Here is a 17,250-nt window from a genome sequence, read left to right on the forward strand (position 1 = left end):
GGCGCTGTCGACAAAGGCAGTGGCGAACTGGGATCCGGACGCGACGCGGCGTGTCGTGGACCTCACCCACTCGCTTGTGAAGACGTACTTCCATTCGCAGGTAATGGGTTTGGAGCATGCGCGCCGGCCTCGGCGTCCTGGCGCTGCTCCGCGTGACGTTGAGGATGTAGCAGCAGGTCGCCGGTGAAAGCAGGCCGAAGCAAGGTTGCGATTCCCACCAATCGCACCGCCGACATACCTACGCTTGATCGGTGGCGAGGCTCAGTACGGCCGACAACGCCGCGATCGGCGGCCAGGCGCTGTCGGTCGCGCACCTGTTCCGCGACCGCGTCGCGGCCACCCCGCATGCCGAGGCGTTCCGGTTCCCCGACAACGGCGGCTGGACAAGTGTCACCTGGCAGCAGGTGGGGGACCGCGTCCGGTTCATCGCCGCCGGCTTGATCTCACTGGGCATCGCTCCCGAGGACCGGGTCGCACTGGCCTCGTCGACGCGCTACGACTGGGTGCTGGTCGACTTCGCGGTGTTGTGCGCCGGTGCCGCCACCACCACCGTGTATCCGACGACCAATGCCCGCGATGTCGCGTTCATCGTCGCCAACTCCGGAAGTCGCGTCGTGGTCGCCGAAGACCAGACGCAGGTCGACAAACTGCTCGAGCACCGCGCAGATCTACCCGACGTGCGCAAGGTCGTGATCATCGACGGCGACGGCGACGGCGACTTCGTGATCACGCTCGACGAACTCGAGGCGCTCGGCCGGGAGCTTCTCGTCACCTCTCCCGATGCCATCGAGCAGCGGGTGAACGCCATCCGGCCCGACCATCTGGCCAGCATCATCTACACCTCGGGAACCACCGGCCGCCCCAAAGGGGTGCGGCTTCCTCACCGCGCGTGGACGTACACTGCCGTGGCCATCGACGACCTGGGCCTCCTGAGCGCCGACGACCTGAACTTCCTGTGGTTGCCGTTGGCCCACGCGTTCGGCAAGGTGATGCTCGCGCTGCCGCTGATCGTCGGCTTCCCGACGGCGATCGACGGTCGGGTCGGCAGGATCGTGGACAACCTCGCCGCCGTGCGCCCGACGTTCATGGCGGCCGCGCCCAGGATCTTCGAGAAGGCACACGCCCGGATCCAGAACATGATCGTCGACGAAGGCGGGATCAAGAAGCGCATCTTCGACTGGGCCATCGGCGTGGGAATCCATGCGTCGAAGGCCAGGGAGGAACGCCGGAGCCTGTCGCCGATGCTGGCGGTGCAGCACGCGCTCGCCGACAGGTTGGTGTTCTCGACGATCCGGCAGCGATTCGGCGGCCGGCTGAGGTTCTTCGTCTCGGCCGCGGCGCCGCTGAACCACGACATCGCTCAGTGGTTCGATGCGGTCGGCATCATCGTGCTCGAGGGCTACGGCCTCACCGAGACGGCGGCGGCGTCGTTCATCAACCGCCCCAACGCTTATCGATTCGGCACCGTCGGGCTACCGTTTCCCGGCACGGAAGTCGGAATCGCCGAGGACGGCGAGATCCTGCTGCGCAGCCCGGGTGTGATGACCGGTTATCACGACCTGCCGGACGCCACCGCCGAAGCGCTCGATGCGGACGGCTGGTTCCACACGGGTGACATCGGCGCACTCGACGACGACGGCTTCCTGCGCATCACCGACCGAAAGAAGGACCTGTTCAAGACATCTCAAGGTAAGTACGTGGCGCCGTCGGCGGTGGCGGCGGCGTTCAAAGCCATCTGTCCCTACACCAGCGAGATGATCGTGTACGGCGAGGAACGGCCCTACTGTGTGGCGCTGGTGAGTCTGGACGCCGAGGCGATCACCGACTGGGCGGCCAGGAACGGTCTGGGTGACCTGTCCTTCGCTGACATCGCGCGGCACGACGCGACGCGGGAGTTGATCGCCGGTTACATCGATACGCTCAACGAGCAACTCAACCGTTGGGAGCAGATCAAGCGGTTTGCAATCCTCGATCGCGAACTGTCCATCGCCGCGGGTGATCTTACGCCGAGCCTGAAGGCCAAGCGCAACGTCATCGTGAAGAACTCCGCCGACGTCATTGCCCGCCTCTACGACTGAGGCGCGCGGACCGTCAGTTCGCTGTGATCGGAGGCTGTGGTGCCTTGTCGGACTCGGCCGAGACGACCAGCGCGTAGGCCTGCGCCAAATGCAGCACCCCGTCTGTTGACTGGCTCTTCGGCGCGGCACTGGCTATGGCCTTCAGGAGCGCTGCGGCAACCTGGTCGGCCAGTTCGGCCAGCTCGTTGCGATCAGCCATGTCAGCTGGGCGAGTCGTCGGGTTTGCGCAGCGATCGGTCTGCGCTGTGGACGACGCTGCGCAGGAACTCGTACTGCGTGGTGACGAGTCGGTCGGCCATGTCCAGGGCCGCGTCGATCACGGTTTCGCGCCGCGACGGGTGGTCCTCCTTGGTGGGAAGCGCCTCGTCGACGGTGTCGACGAACTTGCGCACCGCCTCGATTGCGGCCCGCTGGCCGGCTTCGACCGATCTGAGCACGTCGTCGGACAAACCGGCCGCGCGCTCGGCCACCGTGTGGGCGGTCGCGGCGGCATCGGACTTGTTCTTCGAGGTGGTTTCAGTCATGACGCCCTCCTGAGATCGGAATCGGTGGATCACTTGATAATCGGCTCGGCTGGTTCCCGGAGCTAGAGTCTTTGGGCACCGGTTGGCGTGACCCTCGCGGATCTCATTCGAAGCGCGACAGTGAACATTCGCCTCCAGTCGCGGAGGCGGCGTAGCATCAGCCCGTCGGGCGTACCGGCAGAGTGTCACTGTGCACGGGGCCACGGCGGTCAAAGGCGGCGACATGATGGCGGGGTGAGCCAATGGCTGACTCGCCTTCGGCGGTCGCGAAGTGGGACCGGGATCTGACCCGCCGCGTCGTCGATCTGACCCGCCTGATTGTCAAGACGTACTTCCGCTCTCAGGTAATGGGTTTGGAGAACATTCCGGCCGGACCGTCCCTGGTGGTGGCGAACCACTCCGGCGGGATCGTCACCTTCGACCTGTCGGTGATCGCGGTCGACTACTACAAGGCGTTCGGATACGACCGGCCGCTCTACGTACTCGCGCACGACAACTTCTTCCGCGGACCGGTTGCCGACTTCTTCGAGCGGACCGGTGTCATCCGGGCGACGCCCGAGCACGCCGCCGAGGCACTCGCGACCGGAGCCCCGGTGCTGGTCTTTCCCGGCGGCGATTACGACGTCTACCGCCCGACCCTGCGGGAGAACGTCATCGACTTCGGCGGACGAACCGGCTATGTGACCACCGCGATCGAGGCCGGCGTTCCCATCGTTCCCGCGGTGTCCATCGGCGGTCAGGAGAACCAGTTCTACCTCACCAGGGGGACGTGGCTGGCGCGAGCGCTACGGCTGACGGCCCTGGAGCGCAAGCTCTTTCGAACGAACATCCTGCCTGTCACCGTCGGATTCCCGTTCGGCCTCAGCGTGGTACTGCCGATCAACATTCCGCTCCCCACCAAGATCGTCACGCAGGTGCTGCCCCCGATCGACATCGAGGCGCGCTTTGGGGAGGACCCGGACGTGGGCGAGGTCGACGAGTATGTCAGGGCTGCGATGCAAGCGGGCCTCGACGGACTCGCAGCACGGCGTCACTTTCCGATCCTGGGATGATGGGGGCGGTGTTCGCGGCAGGGTATCCCGGATGCCGCTCACCACGTGCCGCATCACCCGTTCGAGATCGCGAAGGTGAGTTTCGTCTGGGTCGCCACTGGCCGCCCGACTCGGTCCACAATGAAGCGATGGATCGAAGTGCGGCCGCGGGCCGCGCATATCCGTTGGGTGCCCGTCGGATCGACGGCGGCACCAACTTCTCGGTGTGGTCGCGCACCAAGGGGCCGCTCGAGCTGCTGCTGTTCGACGACGTCGACGACGCGCGGCCGGAGCGCGTGATAAGCCTCGACCGCATGCGGAACCGGACCGCCTACTACTGGCACGTGTTCGTGCCCGACGTCGGGCAGGGCCAGGTCTACGCGTGGCGCGTCGGAGACTCCTCGGCCATCCTCCTTGATCCGTACGGCCTCGCGGTGGCGGTGCCGGCGGCCTACGACCGGATGGCTGAGGCGCGCGCGGATCGCGACGCGCGTACGGCGATGAAGAGCGTCGTGTGCGATCTGTCCGGCTATGACTGGGAAGGGGATGTCCCCTTGGGGCGGCCGTTCGCGCGCACCGTCATCTACGAACTGCACGTCCGGGGCTTCACCGCCCACCCGAACAGCGGGCTCGGGCCCGAGCTGGCAGGTACCTACGCCGGGCTGGTGACCAAGATTCCCTATCTGCAATCGTTGGGCATCACGGCGGTGGAGTTGATGCCGGTGCTGGCTTTCGATCCGCAGGACGCACCCGTGGGTCTGGTCAACTACTGGGGCTACAGCCCGGTGTCGTTCTTCGCCCTACATGCCGCATACGCCTCGACCGGTGATCCGGTAGACGCCTTGGACGAGTTTCGGACCATGGTCAAGGAACTGCACCGAGCCGGCATCGAGGTGATCCTGGACGTGGTGTTCAACCACACGGCCGAGGACGGCCCCGACGGTCCCACGTTCTGCTGGCGCGGGCTGGACAACCAGACCTATTACATTCTCGATCCGGTGAACCCAGCGAGGTACCTGGATGTCACCGGGTGCGGAAACACCATCAATGCCAACAACTCTGTGGTGCGACGCATGATCGTCGACGCTTTGCATCACTGGGTGGACCAGATGCATGTGGACGGCTTTCGGTTCGACCTCGCCTCGGCTATGACGCGCGACGAGCGCGGCGCTCCCATGGCCAATCCGCCCATCATCTGGGAGATCGAGAGTGACCCCGTGCTGGCCGGCACGAAGGTGATCGCGGAGGCCTGGGACGTCGCGGGCCTCTATCAACTCGGGTCGTTCGTCGGCGATCGCTGGCGGGAGTGGAACGGCAAGTTCCGTGACGACCTCCGCAGGTTCGTGCGAGGTGACCGCGGCACCGTGGCGCTGCTGCCCGACCGGCTGCTCGGCAGTCCGGACCTGTTCGGCAGTCGTCCCGCCGAGGTCGAGCACAGCATCAACTTCGTCGCCTGTCACGACGGTTTCACCCTCAACGACCTCGTCTGCTATGCCCGAAAACACAACGAGGCCAACCTATCCGGTAACGCCGATGGCACTGACCAGAACTACTCCGTCAATTGCGGCGTAGAAGGCCCCTCCGATGATCCCGAGATCGAGCGCCTCCGGACGCGGTTGGTCAAGAATCTGCTCGGTGTCACGCTGATCGCCATGGGTGTGCCGATGATCGTCATGGGTGACGAGGTTCGTCGAACCCAGTGGGGAAACAACAATCCGTACTGCCAGGACAACGAGATGACCTGGTTCGACTGGTCATTGCCGGATCGGCACGCCGACATCCGCCGATTCACAGAGAAGCTGATCGACGTGCGGCTCGAACTCGACATGACACAGGTGATGCACGGGCTGCCGTTGCGGGAGTTCCTGACCCGATCGTTGGTGCAGTTCCATGGCTGTCGCCTCTATCAACCCGACTGGTCAGACGATTCCCGCACACTGGCGCTCACCGTGCGGAGCGTCATCGGTACGCGGATGGTGCATGCGATGCTCAACAGTTCCGAAGCGCCGCTGGATTTTGAGTTGCCTGCCGTGGCCGAACCAGATCTGCCGTGGCGCCGCATCGTTGACACCGCGCTCGACCCACCCGACGACGTCGCAGATCTCGCCAGCGCACAACCCATCCCGGGTGCGACGTACCGCGTGGGCGCACATGCGGTGGTCTTTCTGTGTGCCGACCTGCATGACGATACGGGCGGAAGCTGAGGACGTTCTGCTCGAATCCACGGAGGGGGCTCTATGGGTTGAAGAACAGGTGCTTGTATCGCAGGCCGAGCCACGGCCGGCGGCCCGTCGCCGTCATCGCGCCGCGCTGAAACGCCTGGGACGAAGGCAACCGCCCGTATACGACGAGCAGGAAGGTCACGGGATCTGCGGAGATCACGCAGTCCACCGGCCCGCCCGGGGCCCGCACCTCTGCATTGCCGTCGGCGACCTCGATGACATACCGGGGGCCGTTGCCGCGGAGTCGGACCTCATACGTCACCGGCGCGCCGCGGCCGGCCTCGGGGCGTACGACCAGGGGCGACATCGCCGGGCACACCGTGCCCACGATGAGGTTCGCGTCCGCGGCCGAGATCGGCCACGCCCGGCCCGTCCCGGTCGCGATGTCGTGTCCGTGCACGGTCAGCTCGCCCAGCGCCAGGGCAGTGAGGCAGTCCACGCTGCGGGTTCGGCCGGGGCCATACCAGGGCGTATCGCATTCCGTGTGCGGATCGGCTGCCACCGCGAGCTGCAGAAAGCGTTGCGCCGCGGCGGTTATCACCTCGGCCAACCGTGTGCCGTCGGTGTGGTCGACCATCTCGATGGTGCTGGCATTGACCGCAGCCAGCCGGGTCGGAAAGTCCGCATCCGGATAGGGCTCCGGAGTCAGAGCCAACATCTCCCCGGCGATCGCCGCGCTGAAACCTGCCAATACGACGGACACATGCGCCGCGGTCTCGGCGACCGTCCAGTCGGTGCCCGCTGCCATGCGTCCGATGTCGTCGGTCTCCCGCACCATCGTCGTGAACCGTCGAAGCACCGCGCTGGTCGCCTCCTGAACCGCGTGCCGGTGTATTGCCACCACCGGTTTGGTGTGGATGGTCATCGTGGGTCTCCTCGGGTTGATAGGAGTCGACTATCCGAAGTCGGCGGCGCGAGAACATCGGTCCCGGCGCGTAGATCCGTGCGGTGAGGTGCCGTAGCTCCACACCTCGGCACGGCAAATCTGCGCGTTTCCGCTGATGTTTGCGGCGCTCGATCACCTCATGCTGGCTAGCATGAGCAGAATCGACCCACGGGCGGAAACGCCTTCGAATTGGAGCGACCTGGGCGTGAGCGAGCTTCCGACCGGAACGGTGACGTTGCTGCTGGCCGACGTCGAGGGCTCGACGCGGCTGTGGCAGACCCAACCGGAGGAGATGGCCGCCGCGATCGCTCGACTCGATCACACCGTGTGGGAGGTCATCTCCACCCACCACGGTGTACGGCCCGTCGAGCAGGGCGAGGGGGACAGCTTCGTGGTCGCGTTCGCGCGTGCCAGCGACGCGGTGGCCTGCGCGCTGGAATTGCAGCGGGCGCCACTGGCCCCGATCCGACTGCGCATCGGTCTGCATACCGGGGAGGTCCAGCTGCGGGATGAGGGCAACTACATGGGCCCGACCATCAACCGGACCGCACGTCTGCGCGACCTGGCCCACGGCGGGCAGACCGTGCTGTCGGCCACCACCGAGGATCTGGTCTTCGACCGGCTGCCCGCCGACGCCTGGCTCATCGACCTCGGTGCGCATCAGTTACGGGATCTGCCGCGTCTGGAGCGGATTGCGCAGCTGTGCCATCCCGACCTCCGAAACGATTTCGCGGTGCTGCGCACAGGAGAAACCGTTGTTTCCCAGCATCTTCCGGTGCAGCTCACCAGCTTCGTCGGCCGCGAAGCGGAAATGCGCGACGTGCGCCGGCTCTTGGCTGACAGCCGACTTGTGACGCTCACCGGCGCGGGTGGTGTCGGCAAGACGCGGCTGGCGGTTCAGGTGGCGGCCGGGATCGCCGATGAGTTCGGCGGTGGCGTGGGATTGGTCGACCTGGCTCCGATCACCGATTCCGATCTGGTGCCGTTGACGGTGATTCGTGCACTGGGCCTGCCGGATCACCCGGGCCGTTCCACGATGGACACGCTGCTGCGGTTCATCGGTGGACGTCGACTGTTGCTGGTACTGGACAACTGTGAGCATCTGCTGGCCGCTTGCGCGGAGCTCGTTGTGGCCCTTCAGGGCGGTTGCCCCGCAGTGAGGCTCATGGCGACGAGCCGTGAGCCGATCGGGGTGCCCGGGGAGGTGCATTGGCGGGTACCGTCGCTGTCGCTGGCCGACGAGGCGATGGAGTTGTTCGCCGATCGCGCGCGACACGTCAGGCCGGATTTCTGCCTCACCGAGAGCAATTCCGCGACCGTAGCCGAGATCTGCCGGCGCCTCGACGGTGTCCCGCTGGCGCTCGAGTTGGCGGCGGCGCGGGTCCGTGTGTTGTCGCTGAACGAGATTCGCGACAGCCTGCATGACCGCTTCCGGCTGCTGACCGGCGGCGCGCGCACCGCGGTACGCCGCCAGCAGACGTTGCGCGCCTCGGTGGACTGGTCGTTCGGGCTGTTGACCCAGCCCGAACGTATCGTGTTCGCCCGGTTGGCGGTGTTCGTCGGCGGGTTCGACCTCAACGCCGCAGAGACGGTCGGAGGTGGCGACGACGTGCAATCTCACCACGTCCTCGATCTACTCACCCTGCTGGTTGACAAGTCCCTCGTCGTGGCTGAAATGACCAGTGGTGCAACGCGATATCGAATGCTGGAGACGATGCGCCAGTATGCGCTCGAAAAGCTGGGCGAATCCGGCCATGGCGACGATGTGCGTGCCCGTCACCGTGATCACTTCACGGGCCTGGCCGCTGTGCTCGACGCGCCCGCAGGCAGGGATTACGAGGAGCACATCGATCGGGTTCGAAGCGAGATCGACAACCTGCGAGCGGCTTTCGCCTGGAGCCGGGAGAACTCCGATCTCGAGCTCGCGTCGCATCTGGCATCCTCACTGCAACCGCTCTGGCTCGCGCGGGGGCGGATCCGGGAGGGGATGGCGTGGTTCGACGCCGTCCTCGCGGACGGTGCGGCACACCCGATCGATGTGGCGCCGGCGGTGCGCGCGCGGGCTCTCGCCGAGAACGCCGTCCTCGACGTGTACATGGGCGCCACCGACCGCGCGGAAAGAGCCTGGGAGGCCCTGACGATCGCGCGAGACATCGACGACCCCGCCCTGGTGTTGCGGGCGCTGACTGCCTGCGGCGGCATCGCGGTCTATGACCCCGAGGCCGGCAGACCCTACCTCGCCGAGGCGATTGACCTCGCCCGCTCGATCGGCGACACGTGGGGGCTGAGCCAGATCCTCGGCTTGCAGGCGTTCGCCGCGGTCATGGCGGGTGATCTGCCCGTGGCGCTCGCGGCCGCCGAGGAGGGACGCGACCTCGCCGACGCGATCGGTAACCGGTTCGACTCGCGGGCATGCCGGTGGGCTCTCGGTACCGCGCGCGGGATGGCCGGTGATCTGGTCGGGGCAGTCGCGCAGCTGCAGGAAGTGGCCGCCGAAGCCGACGTGTCCCGCGATGTGCTGTGGCGAAGCGGGGCACTGTCCTTGCAGGCGGTCATGCAGGCGTGGCACGGGGGACTGAGTGAGGCACGGGATGCGGCCAATTCGGCCATCACCGCCGCCGCACCTCTGGGCGCATTCCACCCCGGCCTCGCCTACGCCGGATTGACCTTCGCGACCCTGGCGGCAGGCGACGTCGCTGCGGCAGAGGATGCCGCCGCAGCGTGCAGGTCGCACTTCGATGCCTATCCCAAGATGGGTGCTATCTGGATTGGCATCACCGCCTATGCCGCACTGGCGCGCGGTGATGTGACCGCTGCTCGTCAACGGGCGGACGACGCTGTCGCCGCGACAACAGGCTCCCACCGGGCGCAGGCGCTCATCGCACGCGCCCTCGTTGCGTCGTTTCAGGGTGAACCCGAGCAGACTGAACGCGACGCTCACGACGCGCTCGCCGTCCTCGCCGGCATGCAGGCATACGGCGGAGTTCCCACCGCGCTCGAATGCCTCGCCAGGCTCGCCGTCGATGCAGGCAGGCACCGTGAGGCGGCGCGGCACCTCGGCGCGGCAGACGCCATCCGGCAGAGCATCGGTCAGGTCCTCTTCAGAATCTTCGACGCCGTCTACGAAGCCTCGTTGGCCGCGCTTCGCGATGCGATGGGCGAGGAGGACTTCGAGTCCGCCTGGGCCGAGGGCGCCGCGATGTCCGCCGACGAAGCGATCGCCTACGCGCAGCGGCGCCGCGGTGAACGCAAACGACCCACGAGCGGATGGGCATCGCTGACGCCGGCTGAACGCAACGTTGTCCGACTCGTCAGTGAGGGGCTCGCCACCAACGACATCGCCACAAGGCTTTTCGTGTCGCCGCGGACCGTACAGACGCACCTGACCCACATCTACGCCAAGCTCGGTGTGTCATCGCGGATAAAACTTGCTCAGGAGGCGGCCCGTCAGAACGAGCGGGCCGTGTAGTCGTTAACGTATCGCAATCGGATCGTCGCTCGGCTGGATGAGCAGTGCTGCCACGATCAGCATGTGGTCAGTCTCGGGTTACACGGTCTGGGCATCGGCGCGGGAGCGTCCCGACCTGTGATCGATGCGGTCGCCGCGGCTGCCGAACGCTCGGGCTTCGCGACGTTGTGGATCGGCGAGCACGTCGTCATGGTCGACGAGCCGTCCTCGACATATCCCTACGATGCCGACGGCCGGATGGCGGTCCCGGCGGACGCCGACTGGCTCGATCCGCTGATCGCGCTCAGCTTCGCCGCGGCCGCCACCAACCGGATCGGGCTGGCGACGGGTGTGCTGCTGCTCCCCGAACACAACCCGGTCATCACCGCCAAGCGGGCGGCCTCGCTGGATTGCCTCAGCGGTGGTCGCCGGTTCTCGCTGGGCATCGGGGTCGGTTGGTCACGCGAGGAGTTCGACGCGCTGGGCGTGCCGTTCGCGCGGCGCGCCCGGCGCACCGAAGAGTATGTGGCGGCCATGCGCACGCTGTGGCGCGATGACGTGTCCACCTTCACCGGCGAGTTCGTCTCCTTCGACCGCGTGCGCGTCAATCCCAAGCCGGTGCGGCGCTGGATCCCGGTGATCTGTGGTGGCAACTCCGACGACGCCCTGCGACGCGTCGCCGAGTGGGGAGACGGGTGGTACGGCTTCAACCTCGCCGACGAGGAGGAGGTCGCCGAGCGCGTGTCGGTGTTGCGCAGGATGTGTCGCGAGGTCGGCCGCGATTTCGGTGATCTGAGGGTGTCGGTCTCCCTGAAGGAGTCGTCGCCCGCGAACCTCGTCAAGCTGGACGACATCGGCGTCGACGAGCTGGTCCTGGTCGCCGGGCCGCCCTATGACCCGATCGCCGCGGAACTCTGGGTCGACCAGCTGGCCCGCCAGTACGCGGGCGGGTGCCGGTAGGGCCACCTACGCGGTCGGCCGCCAGAACCCCTGGAACCCCTGATTCAGGTTCGTCGTCCTGATCGGCGAGAGCTTGACGGGGTCACCGGCCTCGATCATCGTCCCGTCGCCGACGATCATCGCGACGTGGCCGTCCCACACCGCGAGGTCGCCGGGCAGCAGCGATCCGGGCGCCACGGCCGCGCCGATGTCCTGCTCCTGGGCCAGCCGCGGCAGATTCAACCCCGCCTCGCGGTACGCCCACTGCGTCAGGCCGCTGCAGTCCAGACCCTGGCCCGGCGTCGTCCCGCCCCACTGGTACGGCACGCCGAGTTGTGTCAGCGCGTGCCGCACCGCGCTGGCGGCCACCGCGTTCGGCGCCATCACCACGGTCCCGTCGGGCAGCCGCACCGCGACCCCGTCGCCGAACGCCGCCGCCTCGGGCGTGTCCATCGGTGTCTCGGCGGACGTCAACGCGACCGGATCCGCGCCGAAGCCACCCCCGGGGGCGGCGCCGAACCCACTCGCGGATCCACCGCCGGGACCGCCGCCGGAGCCAGCCCAGCCCGGCGGGCCACCACCGCTGCCGGACCACCCGGCGGGCGTGGTGGCCGCCGGGGCCGGCCGGTCGGCGACCGCGGCCGCGTGCCGGTCCAGTTCGGCGAGCAGTTCTTCGACCACGGCGATGGCCCGGCCGAGCGCGTCCCGCGCCTCGGTCAGCAGTTCCTTGGCCACTCCCGGTTGATCCAGCCGGGGTTCGAGCGCTGCCGCCCTGGCCTCGAATTCGTCGACGATGTCCTGCAGGCGGCGGTGGGCCGCGGCGACCGCCCCGGCGGCCTCGCGGGCCACCGAGCCCAGCGACCCGGCCCGTGAGGCGGCCTCGTCGATGGCCGCGGACGTCGTCGCTGCGAACTCGGCTGCGGCGTCCGCACCGGTGCCCGACCAGCCCGCCTCGGCGTCGCGCCAGGCCTGTCCGGCTGCGTCGGCGACGTCCGTCAGCGTGTCGCGCACCCCGGTCAGCACCGCGGCGGGGTCGCCGGACGGATCGCCCGACCAGCCGGGACCCACCAGGGCCTGTACCCGGCGGATCGGCGCGGCGAGGGTGCTGACCAGGGCGCTGGGCATCAGAGCGCGATCCGCGTGGCGGCCCGCGCGTCGGCGCCGTCGTAGGCCTGAGCTGACCGCAGGGCGGCCTCGCGTGCCGCAGCCAGCGTGCCGCCCAGGCCGGTCACGGCCGCGGCGTCGTCGCCGGCGGCTCGGCCGAGGGCGGTCAGGAACCGTACGCCGACCGGCCCGAAGGCGGCGGCGCCGTCCGCCGCGGCGGTCAGCCGGGACGCGGCGTCGTGCAGAGTGGCGGCGTGGCCGCTCGCGGCGCGGCCGTAGCCGCGCACGGTGTCGGTGTCGACGGACAGTCGGGCGAACATAGAGGGTTAGACGCCGGGAAACGCCGCACGGTTCCCGTTAAGGTCTGACCCCATGGATGTGCGCGTTGTCGACCACCCGCTGGCCGCGGCGCGGCTGACCACTCTGCGCGACGAGCGGACCGACAACGCCGGCTTCCGCGCGGCGCTGCGCGACCTGACGTTGATGCTGGTGTACGAGGCCACCCGCGATCTGCGCGTCGAGACCATCCCGGTACGCACCCCGATGGCGGAGACGGCCGGCGCACGGCTGGCGAATCCGCCGCTGCTGGTTCCGGTGCTGCGCGCGGGGCTGGGCATGGTGGATCAGGCGCACGCGCTGATCCCCGAGGCCCAGGTGGGGTTCGTCGGGGTGGCCCGCAACGAGGAGACGCATCAGCCGACCCCGTATCTGGAGTCGCTGCCCGACGACCTGAGCGCACGGCCGGTGATCGTGCTGGACCCGATGCTGGCCACCGGCGGGTCGATGGTGCACACGCTGGAGCTGCTGTTCGCCCGCGACGCCGTCGATGTCACCGCCATCTGCGTCGTCTGCGCCCCCGAAGGTGTTGCGGCACTGGAGAAGGCGGCGCCCGAACTACGGCTGTTCACCGCGAGCATCGACTCCGGTCTCAACGAGATCGCCTACATCGTCCCGGGTCTCGGCGACGCCGGCGACCGTCAGTTCGGTCCGCGCTGACCCGGCGCTACACCAGCGATCGGATGTCGTCGGCGAGCATGGACTGCACCCGTGCAGCCCGCTCCCGTGCCGCCGCGAGGTCACCCGTGCACCGAACTTCCAGGTAGCACTTCAGTTTCGGCTCCGTACCCGACGGCCGCACCACCACCCGCACCGACGTCGTGTCATCGCCGCCAGTGAACACCAGCGCATCGGTGCGTTCCGCCAGATCGGTGACGCCGACGGAGAAGCCGGCCAGTCGGGTCGGTGGCTCGCTGCGCAGGCTCACCATGACTTCTGCTGCGGCTGAGGGTGATTGGACGCGCCGGGTGACGGCGGTGGTGGTGTGCACACCGTGGCGGCGGGCCAGCTCGTCCAGCGCGTCGGGCACCGACCGTCCCTCGTCGCGCAGTGCGGCCACCAGGTCGCAGGCCAGGACGGCGGCGCTGATGCCGTCCTTGTCGCGCACCGCGGCCGGATCCACGCAGTGCCCGATCGCCTCCTCGTAGGCGTACACCAGCGTCCCGGGCACGTCGGAGTCGGCGCGCGCGAGCCACTTGAACCCGGTGAGCGTCTCGACATGCCGCGCGCCGTAACTCGCGGCGATGCTCGCCAGCATCCGCGACGACACCACGGTGCTCGCCACCACCGCCGTCGAAGCATCGCCCCGCGAGAGGAGGTAATCGCCCAGTAGCCAACCGGTTTCGTCGCCGGAGAGCATCCGCCAGCCGGCCTCAGTCGGCACGCCGATGGCGCATCGGTCGGCGTCGGGATCCAGCGCGACGGCGATGTCGGCGCCGACGTCGGCCGCCAGCGCCAGGAGTGCGTCCGTGGCGCCGGGCTCTTCGGGATTGGGGAACGCGACGGTGGGGAAGTCGGGGTCGGGCGCGAACTGCGACGCCACCACGTGCACGTCGGCGAAACCGGCGAGCGCGAGCGCGTCGAGGGCGTACTCGCCGCCGACTCCGTGCATCGCTGTCAGCGCTATGCGCACCGATCCGGTGGCGCGGCGCACGCCGGCGGCTCGTTCGACGTAGGCGCGGATCTGCTCGGCGCCGGACACCGCGACGGGGGAGCGGGGGATCTCGTCGGCGGGCGGGGCGGTGGCGATGGCCGCCTCGATCTCCGCGTCGACGGGCGGGATGATCTGCAACCCGCCGGGGAAGTACACCTTGTAGCCGTTGTCCGACGCGGGATTGTGCGACGCGGTGATCTGCACGCCGGCCGCCGCGCCGGTGTGCCGCACCGTGAACGCCACCACGGGGGTGGGCACGGGCGCGAACATCAACAGCACCGGAAATCCCTGGGCGGCAAACACTTCCGCACAAGCACGGCCGAACTCCGCGGACCGGTGCCGGGCGTCGTAGCCGACGACGACGTGATCGTCGCCGAGTCCGCGCCGGCCCAGCACCGTCGCCACCGCCCACGTCGCGCGTAGCACCACCGCGAGGTTCACACCGTTGGGGCCGGCGCGCAGCGGGCCGCGCAGGCCTGCGGTGCCGAACGTCAGCGGCGCGGCGAAGCGATCGGCGAGGTCGGTGTCGGTGCAGGCGGCCAGTTCGGCGGCCGCGCCGGGATCCGGGTCGTGAGCCAGCCACTCCCGGACCGCCGCGTGGAGGTCGGACGTCACCTAGGTCAGTGTGCCCGTATCGGGGTCGGCGAGCTTGCGCAGGATGGGCGCCACGAGCATCAGCAGATCGAACTCGAGGGTGGACAGCCGTTCCCGCATGGTGGTGTGCAGCCACGCGTCGCGCTCGGCGCGGTCGGCCTCCAGCAGCGTGGTGCCGTCAGCGGTGATCTCGACGAGCTGGCGTCGGCGGTCGGCGGCGTCGGGCCTGCGGGCGACCAGCCGCCGCGACTCGAGCTCGTTGAGCGAATCGGTCAGCGACTGCGCCTTGACGCCCAGTCGCACGCCCAGCTCCGCGGGTGTCGTGATGCCCGCCCGGCTGACCTCGCCGAGCAACTGCATCTGACTCAGCGTCAGCCCGTTGTCCGGACGGTGCCGCCGCAGCTGCCGGGTGACCGCCATCATCGACTCCCGCAGCTCGGTCGCCGCCGACGCCTCGATACCCATTACCAAGTTATACCTTGGCATCACCACGCAAGTCACGCACAACGTCGCTGTTTGAGATCTTGATTTACCAAGAGCATACTTGCCATTGATGACGAAGCGCTTGCTGAGGTGGACGGCACTGCTGGCGGCGACGGTGGCGGTCACCGCCCCGCTCACGCTGCTGGGGGTGCCGTCGGCGGCGCTGTTCGCCGCGCTGGTGGTCGGCATCGCGTTCGCGCTGCTCTCGGCGGGCCCCGCCGGCGTGCCCCGCAAACTCGGCATTGCCGCGCAGGGCGTGCTCGGCGTCTACATCGGCACGATGGTGCAGCAGGATGCGCTCGGCACCCTCGGCGGGGACTGGCCCGTCGTTCTCGGCGTCGCGGTCGGCACCCTGCTGCTCAGCGTCGTCGCCGGCGCGCTGCTGGGCCTGCATCGCGGCGTCACCCCGCTCACCGGCTCACTGGCGCTGGTGGCCGGCGGCGCGTCCGGGCTCGTCGCGATCGCCCGGGAACTCGGCGGCGACGACCGTGTGGTGGCCGTGGTGCAGTACCTGCGGGTCGGACTGGTCACCGCGTCGATGCCCGTCGTGGTCACGCTGATCTACCACGCCGACAAGTCCCGCGGCAGCGCTGACGCCGTGACGCAACCCGGGCAGGCGCCGTGGTACCTGAGCCTGGCGATGCTCGTCGTGCTGGTGCTCGTCGGCGCCACCGTCGGACGGCTGATCCGGCTGCCCGGCGCGGGACTGCTCGGCCCGCTCGCGCTCACCGTCGCCCTGGAGGTCAGCGGGTTCTCGTTCGGCCTGTGGGTACCGACGCTGCTGGTGCAGGCCGGTTATGTCCTGATCGGATGGCAGGCGGGTCTGGCGTTCACCCGTGCGTCGCTGCGCGCTGTCGGCCGGCTGCTGCCCGCCGCGATCACGCTCATCGTCGCGATCGGTGTCGCCACCGCGGGTCTGGGCGTGCTGCTGGCCCGGGTCGCCGGGCTGACGCCGCTGGAGGGGTACCTCGCGACCAGTCCCGGCGGCGTCTACGCGGTGCTGGCGACCGCGGTGGAGACGGGGTCGAACGTGACGTTCGTGATCGCCGCGCAGGTGGTGCGGATCCTGATGATGCTCTTCGCGGCGCCGCTGCTGGCCCGCGCCGTGGTGTGGGTGAGCCGGCGGATCGGCGGCGATCAGAGCCGGGAGATCACGGCCGAGAGCAGGGAACCCATCCGAGTCGCCGACTGACGGCCGGCCTCGAGCACCTCGTCGTGGCTCAGCGGCTGCCCGGTCATCCCGGCGGCCAGGTTGGTCACCAGCGACACCCCCAGCACCGCCGCGCCGGCCGCGCGCGCCGTGATGGTCTCGTGCACTGTCGACATCCCGACGAGGTCGGCGCCGAGGGTGCGCAGCATCCGGATCTCGGCGGGCGTCTCGTAATGGGGTCCGGGCAGGCCGGCGTAGACGCCCTCGGCCAGGGTCGGGTCGATCTCCCGGGCGAGGGCCCGCAGCCGCGGCGCGTACGCGTCCACCAGGTCGACGAACTGTGCGCCGACCAGCGGTGAGCGGGCGGTGAGGTTGAGGTGGTCGCTGATCAGCACCGGTTGACCCACGCTGAACTCCGGGCGCAGGCCGCCGGCGGCGTTGGTCAGCACCACGGTGTGCACGCCGGCGGCGCAGGCGGTGCGCACCGGATGCACGACGTGGCGCAGGTCGTGGCCCTCGTAGGCGTGAATCCGGCCCAGCAGCACCAGAACCCGGTGCTCGCCGACTCGCAGGGAGAGCACCTGGCCGCCGTGGCCCTGCGCGCTGGGCGGGGTGAAACCGGGCAGCTCGGCCATCGGGACGACGGCGGTCGGCTCCCCGAGCCGCTCGGCGGCCGGTGCCCAGCCCGATCCGAGGACGACGGCGACGTCATGGCGGTCGACGCCGGTGCGCTCGGCCAGGGCCCGGGCCGCCTGCTGCGCGGCTGTCCCGGGATCGTCCACGACCGGCAGCTTAGTGGGG

Annotated in this window: 15 protein-coding genes; 7 read left to right on the forward strand and 8 right to left on the reverse strand. The window is 69.0% G+C overall.

What is annotated here, in order from left to right:
* Positions 1-251 precede the first annotated feature (251 nt).
* Entirely contained in the window at positions 252-2,078 is a 1,827-nt protein-coding gene (locus MCHLDSM_RS19275) for an AMP-dependent synthetase/ligase (RefSeq protein WP_048471560.1), read from the forward strand.
* A 13-nt stretch (positions 2,079-2,091) separates the two neighbouring features.
* Here the strand turns inward: MCHLDSM_RS19275 and MCHLDSM_RS19280 are convergent, their stop codons facing one another.
* A complete protein-coding gene (locus tag MCHLDSM_RS19280; RefSeq protein ID WP_048471561.1) occupies positions 2,092-2,277 on the reverse strand; it encodes a hypothetical protein in 186 nt (61 codons plus the stop codon).
* 1 nt (position 2,278) lies between these two features.
* Entirely contained in the window at positions 2,279-2,602 is a 324-nt protein-coding gene (locus MCHLDSM_RS19285) for a hypothetical protein (RefSeq protein WP_048471562.1), read from the reverse strand.
* Positions 2,603-2,844: 242 nt separating this feature from the next.
* Here MCHLDSM_RS19285 and MCHLDSM_RS19290 point away from each other — a divergent pair, with 242 nt between their 5' ends.
* Together MCHLDSM_RS19290 and MCHLDSM_RS19295 are read left to right on the forward strand one after the other, a co-directional pair.
* Positions 2,845-3,654, forward strand: coding sequence for a lysophospholipid acyltransferase family protein (locus tag MCHLDSM_RS19290; RefSeq protein WP_048471563.1), 810 nt, complete (start codon positions 2,845-2,847; stop codon positions 3,652-3,654).
* Between the two features lie 128 nt (positions 3,655-3,782).
* Positions 3,783-5,837 carry a glycogen debranching protein gene (locus tag MCHLDSM_RS19295; RefSeq protein WP_048471564.1) on the forward strand — a complete coding sequence of 685 codons (2,055 nt, stop codon included), beginning with the start codon at positions 3,783-3,785 and terminating at the stop codon, positions 5,835-5,837.
* A gap of 31 nt (positions 5,838-5,868) precedes the next feature.
* Here the strand turns inward: MCHLDSM_RS19295 and MCHLDSM_RS36365 are convergent, their stop codons facing one another.
* Entirely contained in the window at positions 5,869-6,720 is an 852-nt protein-coding gene (locus tag MCHLDSM_RS36365; protein WP_053083029.1) for an SCP2 sterol-binding domain-containing protein, read from the reverse strand.
* 160 nt (positions 6,721-6,880) lie between these two features.
* Between MCHLDSM_RS36365 and MCHLDSM_RS19305 the strand changes: the two genes are divergently transcribed.
* Both MCHLDSM_RS19305 and MCHLDSM_RS19310 read left to right on the forward strand, forming a co-directional pair.
* A complete protein-coding gene (locus MCHLDSM_RS19305) occupies positions 6,881-10,210 on the forward strand; it encodes a helix-turn-helix transcriptional regulator (RefSeq protein ID WP_082168977.1) in 3,330 nt (1,109 codons plus the stop codon).
* A 63-nt stretch (positions 10,211-10,273) separates the two neighbouring features.
* Entirely contained in the window at positions 10,274-11,149 is an 876-nt protein-coding gene (locus MCHLDSM_RS19310) for an LLM class F420-dependent oxidoreductase (RefSeq protein WP_048471566.1), read from the forward strand.
* A gap of 6 nt (positions 11,150-11,155) precedes the next feature.
* Here the strand turns inward: MCHLDSM_RS19310 and MCHLDSM_RS19315 are convergent, their stop codons facing one another.
* Positions 11,156-12,253: a C40 family peptidase gene (locus tag MCHLDSM_RS19315; protein ID WP_048471567.1), complete on the reverse strand. Its 1,098-nt coding sequence runs from the start codon at positions 12,251-12,253 to the stop codon at positions 11,156-11,158.
* Complete coding sequence (locus MCHLDSM_RS37340; protein ID WP_048471568.1) at positions 12,253-12,552, reverse strand: type VII secretion target; 300 nt, start codon at positions 12,550-12,552, stop codon at positions 12,253-12,255. The genes MCHLDSM_RS19315 and MCHLDSM_RS37340 overlap by 1 nt, the downstream gene beginning before the upstream one ends.
* 52 nt (positions 12,553-12,604) lie before the next feature.
* Here MCHLDSM_RS37340 and upp point away from each other — a divergent pair, with 52 nt between their 5' ends.
* Positions 12,605-13,228 carry a uracil phosphoribosyltransferase gene (gene upp / locus MCHLDSM_RS19325; protein WP_048471569.1) on the forward strand — a complete coding sequence of 208 codons (624 nt, stop codon included), beginning with the start codon at positions 12,605-12,607 and terminating at the stop codon, positions 13,226-13,228.
* A gap of 7 nt (positions 13,229-13,235) precedes the next feature.
* Here the strand turns inward: upp and MCHLDSM_RS19330 are convergent, their stop codons facing one another.
* Both MCHLDSM_RS19330 and MCHLDSM_RS19335 read right to left on the reverse strand, forming a co-directional pair.
* A complete protein-coding gene (locus MCHLDSM_RS19330) occupies positions 13,236-14,837 on the reverse strand; it encodes a phospho-sugar mutase (RefSeq protein WP_048471570.1) in 1,602 nt (533 codons plus the stop codon).
* Complete coding sequence (locus MCHLDSM_RS19335; protein ID WP_048471571.1) at positions 14,838-15,281, reverse strand: MarR family winged helix-turn-helix transcriptional regulator; 444 nt, start codon at positions 15,279-15,281, stop codon at positions 14,838-14,840.
* 88 nt (positions 15,282-15,369) lie between these two features.
* On the opposite strand from MCHLDSM_RS19335, the gene MCHLDSM_RS19340 reads away from it, so the two are divergent.
* Positions 15,370-16,491 carry an AbrB family protein gene (locus MCHLDSM_RS19340; RefSeq protein ID WP_048471572.1) on the forward strand — a complete coding sequence of 374 codons (1,122 nt, stop codon included), beginning with the start codon at positions 15,370-15,372 and terminating at the stop codon, positions 16,489-16,491.
* On the opposite strand, the gene MCHLDSM_RS19345 is transcribed toward MCHLDSM_RS19340, so the two are convergent.
* The gene (locus MCHLDSM_RS19345; RefSeq protein ID WP_048471573.1) at positions 16,437-17,231 is read right to left on the reverse strand and encodes a purine-nucleoside phosphorylase; all 795 of its coding nucleotides are present in this window, start codon (positions 17,229-17,231) and stop codon (positions 16,437-16,439) included. The two genes, MCHLDSM_RS19340 and MCHLDSM_RS19345, sit on opposite strands and share 55 nt — an antisense overlap.
* Positions 17,232-17,250 lie beyond the last annotated feature (19 nt).

This window comes from Mycolicibacterium chlorophenolicum (assembly GCF_001044235.1).
Classification (GTDB): domain Bacteria; phylum Actinomycetota; class Actinomycetes; order Mycobacteriales; family Mycobacteriaceae; genus Mycobacterium; species Mycobacterium chlorophenolicum.